Annotated in this window: 7 protein-coding genes; 6 read left to right on the top strand and 1 reads right to left on the bottom strand. The window is 38.9% G+C overall.

Features of this window, described 5'->3' with window-relative positions; all coding sequences use genetic code 11:
* Positions 1–1046 precede the first annotated feature (1046 nt).
* The 4 genes from IQ230_RS25610 (at position 1047) to kdsB (ending at position 3981) form a co-directional block, all read left to right on the top strand.
* Entirely contained in the window at positions 1047–2039 is a 993-nt protein-coding gene (locus IQ230_RS25610) for a KpsF/GutQ family sugar-phosphate isomerase (protein WP_193935009.1), read from the top strand.
* Positions 2040–2071: 32 nt separating this feature from the next.
* Positions 2072–2254, top strand: a complete 183-nt coding sequence (locus IQ230_RS25605; protein ID WP_193935008.1) for a hypothetical protein — start codon at positions 2072–2074, stop codon at positions 2252–2254.
* Positions 2255–2272: 18 nt separating this feature from the next.
* Positions 2273–3094 carry a glycoside hydrolase 5 family protein gene (locus IQ230_RS25600; RefSeq protein WP_193935007.1) on the top strand — a complete coding sequence of 274 codons (822 nt, stop codon included), beginning with the start codon at positions 2273–2275 and terminating at the stop codon, positions 3092–3094.
* Between the two features lie 146 nt (positions 3095–3240).
* Positions 3241–3981: a 3-deoxy-manno-octulosonate cytidylyltransferase gene (gene kdsB, locus IQ230_RS25595; RefSeq protein ID WP_193935006.1), complete on the top strand. Its 741-nt coding sequence runs from the start codon at positions 3241–3243 to the stop codon at positions 3979–3981.
* 214 nt (positions 3982–4195) lie between these two features.
* Here kdsB and IQ230_RS25590 read toward each other — a convergent pair whose 3' ends face one another.
* Complete coding sequence (locus tag IQ230_RS25590) at positions 4196–4333, bottom strand: hypothetical protein (protein WP_193935005.1); 138 nt, start codon at positions 4331–4333, stop codon at positions 4196–4198.
* A gap of 102 nt (positions 4334–4435) precedes the next feature.
* Between IQ230_RS25590 and IQ230_RS25585 the strand changes: the two genes are divergently transcribed.
* Positions 4436–5371, top strand: coding sequence for a sulfotransferase domain-containing protein (locus IQ230_RS25585; protein ID WP_193935004.1), 936 nt, complete (start codon positions 4436–4438; stop codon positions 5369–5371).
* A 260-nt stretch (positions 5372–5631) separates the two neighbouring features.
* Positions 5632–6774: a glycosyltransferase gene (locus tag IQ230_RS27810; protein ID WP_193935003.1), complete on the top strand. Its 1143-nt coding sequence runs from the start codon at positions 5632–5634 to the stop codon at positions 6772–6774.
* Positions 6775–6915: the final 141 nt, after the last annotated feature.

Below are 6915 nucleotides of genomic sequence, written 5' to 3'. Positions count from 1 at the left end.
CGCGATTTACCCAAAGATACTGTGCTTACTTATGATGATGTTGAGTTGCCTCTACATCGTCTTTGTGACGAGTTACGACAACAGCAAGATGCGATGTTTTCTTCTCGCGTTCCTCTCAGTGTTGGTTAAGCGAATAAATTCGCTACTACACAAATAACAAATGCTAGGCAAATAAATTCGCTACTAGATAAACAAAGTCCACCAATTTAGAGTTATGAGTTATGAGTGTTGAGTGTTGAGTTATAAAACTTTTTTAATTCAAAACTAAAAACTTAAAATTCAAAACTCTTGAAACTTCGTTTGAGTAGCCCCGAAGGGAGTCGTAGGATTTTATCGAGGCAAGCAAGTTAAGAACATTGCACCCTAACAGTGTTCTTGACTTTTTTAACACTTTTGCAAATGGGAAGGCTTAAAGAAACTTCTAGCAAAAGTAGATTTTGGGCAGGTGCGAGAACGGAAAATAAACATTAGTTTGGTGACAAGATCTGAGCAGTGAAAACCTATGAAAGCAATTAGTAATAATTATTTGAGAATTAGCTAAGAGCTAACTGCTCTAGTTCAATTGAATTCACACTGAAATAGAACTAATTTCTTCTCCATTTAAGTTCGGAACTAAAACATATAAAGGTGTTATTGTGACATAGTTTATATCTACGATACTAGAATATTTCTGGTTTTCCTAGTTGGTATTTTCGCATTTTACCCTTACTTTTGTAGAGGCAGACTTAGAAGTAATGCTATGACTGGTTATGCTATTGAATTTTGTAAATAAATTAAGTATGAGCGTAGTGTAGTTGTACTGTTTCTCAATTCGATTCACGCGATACATGGAGTCACGATACGTTCATTAACAGAGCATGTAAGATTTTTTGTGAACTTGGTTGGCGAAGTGAAAAAGCCCTTGTTTGATAACCCAAAATATCAAGAAGCTAATCACATTAAATATTGGAGAAAACTGAAACAGCTTATTAGTACAGCCAAGTAAATTAGTCCGCAGTATTTTTTCATTTTAAATAATAGTTAGCTTGTGAGCAGGGAGCAACAATATGCAATGTATTGACAATAAAACTTATGTTTTACAGGTTGTAGAACTGCTCAAACTAGAAGCAGAAGCAATTACTAAAGCAGCAAATCGCTTGCAATCGGAGCACGTCGAAAAGGCAGTTGAGATATTAGCCAATTGTCGGGGCAAAGTGGTGTTGGCTGGTGTTGGTAAGTCGGGAATTGTTGCACGTAAAATCGCTGCAACTTTAACAAGTACTGGAACGCTAGCTGTCTATTTACATCCCGCTGATGCGCTACATGGCGATTTGGGAATCGTGACATCAGATGATGTTGCGATGGTTTTAAGTAATAGCGGCGAAACTGATGAACTTGTTGTCATGTTGCCGCACCTCAAAGCTCGACAAGTGCCCATTATTGCTTTAGTAGGTAATCTGCGCTCTACCTTAGCTCGTAATGCTGATGTTGTGATGGATGCTGCGGTGGACAAAGAAGCTTGTCCTTTCAATCTTGCACCAACGACGAGTACAACTGTTGCCTTGTCTATCGGAGATGCGCTGGCGATGACTTTGATGCAAGTCAAAGGGTTAACACCAGAAGGTTTTGCAGTGAATCATCCTGCAGGACGCTTGGGTAAGCGCTTGACATTAAGAGTGCGAGACTTAATGCACAGTGGAGTAGAAAATCCCACTGTGTCGCCTCAAGCTTCTTGGATTGAAGTATTAACCACTATTAGTAAAGGTGGTTTGGGCGCAGTCAATGTAGTAGATGATTTGGGTCACTTACTAGGGATTATTACGGATGGAGACTTGCGGCGCTTGCTGCAAAAAGCCCAGCACAAAGATTTGGACTCATTTAATGCGATCGCAATCATGACCGCAAATCCGGTTGTGGTTTCTCCAGAATTACTTGCCTTTCATGCGCTGGAGTTGATGGAAAATCGACCATCACAGATTTCTATACTACCTGTTGTGGATGGGCAAGAGCATTGTATCGGTCTGATTCGACTGCACGATATTGTGCGGTGCGGAATTTAATTTATATCACAATCACAACAAGCACAAAAACTATGCGACGTCCTCTAATAAGCACTTTGCTGGTAGTGGGCAGTAGTCGTCTGCTGTTCGTGCTACCACCATCTGTCACATACGCACAATCTCCAAGGGTTACTCCAGAATCTGTAGCAAACCTTACAGCATCAAGAGAAACTCGTGTTGGAATTGCTGGCGATAAGTTTACTATTAACGGTTAGCCAACTTTTCTTTTAGGCGTGAGTTATTTTGATGCAGTTCACTGGCGTGAATCCGATTTAGATCGCTTAGCAGAATATAACTTCAACCTCATCCGCGTGTTCTTAGATTGGCAAAATCGTGGTTTTTTTGATGAAGCAGGTAACTTAACAAAATCAGAAGAACTCTTAGCGCTGGTTCGGGCTGCTAATGATAGAGGTATTGTTGTTGATGTGACAATTACAGGGTATAGCGAAATTCCACGCGATAGAGCAGTTCAAGCTGCTGTAAGAACATTACGCAATGAACCCAATATGATTTTTGACTTGCAAAATGAACATAACCTAGGAGGAGAAGCGGCACTTTCGCACTCGGATATTCGCCAACTCTACTTTATTGCTAAAGCTGAGAACGCACGCGCTATCATCTTTACTTCTAACTATGCTGCGTGGATGCGAGGAAACACGCTTAACCCTGATGTTTTGACGCAGGAGGTCAAAACTGGTATTGATGTAGTCGCGCCGCACTTTACACGCAATTCGAGATGGTATAGCGACACAGGAAATCGTGCTGCCCAAACTAAAGAACATCTCCGTAGCATTAATAGCAATCGTCCTGTCTATGTACAAGAAGATCATCGTAATGGTTGGCGCGGTGGAGAGTTTACTAAAGAGCAGTTTCTCCAAGCCGCACAGGAAGCAAAAGCCAATGGTGCTGCTGGCTGGGTATTTCACACCGATGCGGGATTTTCTTTAATTGATCGGGAATTTTTCGCTGAGTTAGATGCAACTGAACGCCAGGTAATACAGGAATTAGGTTCTGCAATTTCTAACTCAACTGCGTATAACACGCCTAGCGACTGAAGTCGCGGCTATAGAAGCGAAGTCCACCTCCGTGGACTAGCAAAAAATCAGCATTGTTAATAAACCTGTCTTCACAGGTTTTTTCTGTGTAGCTGCGGTTTTAACCGAATCAGCTTCCTACAACACATTACTATTTCGGAGTCATCATGGAAATCTTGGCTGTCATTCCTGCACGTTACGACTCACAACGCTTCCCTGGTAAACCTTTAGTGATGATTAGAGATCGTCCTATGGTGCAGTGGGTTTATGAAGCAGCTCAAAGTTGTCCAGCTTTTAGTAAAGTTGTTGTTGCAACAGATAGTGAACTCGTAGCAAATTGCGTGCGAGAATTTGGCGGTGCAGTAGAAATGACCAGCAGCGCTCATCAAACAGGTACAGATCGCGTTGCTGAAGTTGCTCAAAGATATCCGCAGATGCAAGCGATCGCCAATGTTCAAGGAGATCAACCTTTTGTCACGGCTGAAATGCTGATGCAATTGGTTTCTCCTTATTTGGAAGGTAAAGCACCGGATATGACAACGTTGGCTTGCCCATTAGATCAAGAAACAGACTATTTCAACCCGAATGCGGTAAAAGTGTTGTGCGATCGCCACAATCGCGCTCTTTACTTTTCGCGTTCTCCCATTCCCTACTTCCGCAATCAAGGTTCGGCTCCGGTGTTTCACCATCTTGGGCTGTATGCTTTTCGGCGTGACTTTCTAGCTGACTACGCTCAACTTACGCCTACACCACTAGAACAGTGCGAAGGATTAGAACAATTGCGCGTTCTCGAACACGGATACTCAATTATTGTTTGCCAAACTCAAAAAGCTGTGCTTGAAATCAATACTCCTGGAGATTTACTACAAGCAAAATCTCTATTTGCTCAAAGCTCAGTTAAATCATGATTTTATAGTTATTTTCTCATGGCAACCTCCTCAACTCAACATATTTCGACTCGTTTCTCCAAGCAGCAGACATCTGATATACAGGGGGTCGCTTACGGGCTAGAGAAACGCAACATTATATCCTTTTGAATAGCTGGCGTTGTTTTTTGATAGGTACAGTAGTTCCCGCTTACAAACATTTGTGTAACGTCCCATCTTTTGTACAACAAGCATTTCAGGTTAAAGGTATGCTTACCGATTCTCTAGAGCGCGTTGTACGCCGAATGCCAAAGCTAAAGTCGATACAGTCTTCAACTAAAGTTTTGACAAAAGCGTGAATATTACTGGCTACCTGCAGAATGATATCGAGCATAATCACTTATCGCTATGAAGTGAGACAACTTTGAGAAGTAACTTGCTGATGTTTGGATTGAACAGAACACGATATCGCTAGTTAGTATAAGGACAATACATTATGTTATTTCCCCCAAACGCATTTCTTCTCGGTGCACAAAAGGCAGGAACTACAACTTTAGCTTATTTGTTATCTCAACATCCTGATGTATGTGTTTCCAATCCTAAAGAACCACATTTTTTCACGCGCAACTGGCATAAAGGGTTAACTTGGTATCAAGAAAGGTTTTCCAACCATAATGCAATCTGCCTTGATGCATCAGTCACTAATACACAAGCACTACTTAGCGATAACCCTAATTCTAGTAATGCTGCTAAGTGTTTACAAGGTATACCAAAAAGAGTTTATAATTTTAATCCTCATGCTAAATTTATTTACCTTTTAAGAGAGCCTGTAGAGCGAACTTATTCTGCATATTGGTGGCGTGTGAATCTTGATTTTGAACGCAATAGTTTTGCTGAAGCAATACAAAAAGATTCTGTTTACCTTGATACAAGTAATTACTACGGACAGATACGCTTATGGCTAGAGTATTTTCCTATTGATTCATTTCTCTTTGTCTTATTTGATGATTTGAAAAAAAATCCTGAGTATGTTGCTAAAAAATGCTTTCATTTTCTTGGAGCTGATCCAGACAACTGTCAAATCAATTTAGAAGTCAAAAATAAAACAATCAGATACAATGCCTTTGGTCGTTGGGTTTACAAATTTATCCATAAATTAAATAGAGCAAATAAACGCTATTTAGTTCCTCCTACAGTTAAAAAAGTTTTACCGTTAATAACTACCAACTATCAAGGCATTCCTCCAATTTTAGAAAAAGATAGGGTATGGCTGCAAGAATACTTTTCTGAAAAAAATCGAAGTTTTGAGATAGTAACTGGTTTTTCTTTAGATAGATGGCAACCTATAGTACAATCTTGTGATTCTAATGAGTTATCCTTAAGTGTTAAACCTACTCAACAAGCAGTACCAGCAGATAGATTAACAGTATAATTTATACAATTGACTCGAGCCAATAAAAAATTAGCGATCGCAGCGCACATTCATATTAAGTTTTACTCAATATCCATAGCTAAATCTTTGTTTTCAAAGACTATGGGTATCTAACATCGAGCATCTACATCAGGGGAGCTAAAGATATGAAAACGATTCTACTCGCGACAGATCGCAAATTTTGGCGTCAAGAGCAAGGCTCAGCAAAAAGAATTTCTGACTTGTATCAGTACTTAGTCCGAAAAAAGTTCGATGTTTCTGTGTTTTTTATCGGCAAGCTGACAAACACAGAGATTGATTTGATTAAACTTGCCTACGACCATGAATTCAAGGTCTTTAATAAAGGCTGTGGCTTTTTGAGTATTGATTGCAACACTACTGCTCAATCTGATATCTTGAGAAAAGGAAAAGTTTTTCTTAAGAAAAAAGCAGGATTATTGAAGAACTTCTTGCTTAACAAACCTTTAAAACCTCAGAATAGGCAGAGCGAAAAACTAGAAATTATTAATTTTTTCAGTCAAGAGCATCAAGACTATTTTCGTAATGTATGTCAAGAATTAAATCCAGAGGCAATTATTGTTGAATACATTAGACTTGCCTATTTAGTCAAAGGCTTTGATAAAATTGGGACACAACCATTAACTTTGATCGATACACACGATGTCGCATATCAAAGATATCAAAGATTTCGAGACAATGGTGAATCAGAAATAAAAATTACAGCACAGGAGGAAAAACAGCTATTAAGTTTCTTTGATGTTATACTAGCAATTCAAAATAAAGATAAAGAAACTTTTAAGAAAATGCTACCTGAGCATCATGTCATTCAGGTAGGACATCCTAGTCAACCTCAAAAACATGAATTTTTAAATAAATCACCTATTAATATTACTTATGTTGCTGGACCTAATTCTTCTAATAAAAGAGCGATCGCGCACTTTCTCAAGAAGGTATGGGTTAAGCTTATAGAAAAATTTAAGTACAAGATTAAGTTACACATAGTAGGAAGAATTTGCGAAGAATTAACTGATGTTGAAATTCCTGCTAATGTTCAACTAATTGGCTGGACGAATGACTTAGAAAATGTATATAAAGAAGCAGATATTGTCATTAACCCAGTATATTTTGGAACAGGGCTTAAAATAAAAAACGTTGAAGCTTTGTGTCATAGCAAACCTTTAGTGACTACTACAGTTGGTGCCGAAGGGTTAGAACACGGAATCAACAATGCGTTTTTAGTCAGCGATCGTCCTGAAGAGACATTTAAGCAGATATCTACACTCATTGAAAATGAAGAAATCAGAAAGGATTTTTCAGACAAAGCTTATGCTTTCGCTTGTCAAAATTTAGCTGAAGATAAGGTGTATCGAGAGCTTTGTCAAGTTTTAAATAAGTCAACTTAATTAAAGATTAAAGATACAGCCTATTGCAAGTTTATGAGGTACAGTAAGAGGAGTACACAAATGAAGTCTAATGAAACCGTACTCGCTCGACTTGCGAGAAAAAATAGTTAAGGCATACACACAAGGTGACACCTCAATCAG

The sequence above is a fragment of the Gloeocapsopsis crepidinum LEGE 06123 genome (assembly GCF_015207655.1).
Classification (GTDB): Bacteria; Cyanobacteriota; Cyanobacteriia; order Cyanobacteriales; family Chroococcidiopsidaceae; genus Gloeocapsopsis; species Gloeocapsopsis crepidinum.
The sequence above is the reverse complement of the archived record's forward strand: the minus strand, read 5'-3'. Positions and strand labels throughout refer to the sequence as shown.